An 870-nucleotide genomic window follows, 5' to 3' on the forward strand; every position below is an offset into this window, starting at 1 on the left:
CGCTGCACACTCGCAGAGCTGCGATCCGCGAGGCCGTGGTGCCCGTGGGCATCCCGCTCGGCCGCATGACGCTGTTCCCAGCCAAGCGCCTCCAGCGAGCTCCTGAGCGATCCGTGGCTATTGAGCGTCGCCGTCGGCTTGCCTGCTCCGGCCCTATGCCGCCTGCTCTCGCATCGAGGTTCACCACCGGCCAGCTCGCCGGCCTGCGGGTCGTCGGGGACGAGATGGCTCGAAACGGTGCCTGCCGGCTGTGCATCGACGCCATAGCTGCCCGGGCTGGGGTCTGGCGGCGCCTCGCCCGGGCGGGGGCTCCCAATGGCCCCGGATCGCTCAGGAGCTCCCTGGAGGCCCTTGGCCGGGAATAGCCTCCTGCGGCTGAGCGGGGATCCCTCGGGCCACACGCGAAGAGATGGGATCCCAGAGGTCGTGGTGCCCGTGGGGATCCACCTCGGCCGCATGACGCTGTTCCCAGCCAAGCGCCTCCAGCGAGCTCCTGCGCGATCCGTGGCTATTGAGCGTCGCCGTCGGCGTGCCTGCTCCGGCCCTATGCCGCCTGCGCTCGCATCGAGGTTCACCACCGGCCAGCTCGCCGTCCTGCGGATCGTCGGGGACGAGATGGCTCGAAACGGTGCCTGCGGGCTGTGCATCGACGCCATAGCTGCCCGGGCTGGGGTCTGCCGGCGACTCGCCCAGGCGGCGATCCGGCTGGCTGAGGGCGACGGCTTGCTAACCATCCAAGAGCGGCGCCACCAAGGGCGGAAGTCGGATCCGAACGTGGTCCGCATCATCAGCCGGGAGTGGCTGCAATGGCTCCGGCGGGGAGGGCGATCCGCGGCCCCCGCGCTGCTGGGCAGCATAGGGTGCAAAACG

General features: G+C 70.7%; 2 pseudogenes. Both read left to right on the forward strand.

Annotated elements, in window-relative coordinates:
• A pseudogene (locus tag MKK84_RS04580) lies at positions 1-365 on the forward strand (hypothetical protein); the annotation flags it as partial.
• A 181-nt stretch (positions 366-546) separates the two neighbouring features.
• Positions 547-870: pseudogene (locus MKK84_RS04585) on the forward strand (hypothetical protein); the annotation flags it as partial.

The sequence above is a fragment of the Methylobacterium sp. E-065 genome (genome assembly GCF_022829605.1).
Taxonomy (GTDB): Bacteria; Pseudomonadota; Alphaproteobacteria; order Rhizobiales; family Beijerinckiaceae; genus Methylobacterium.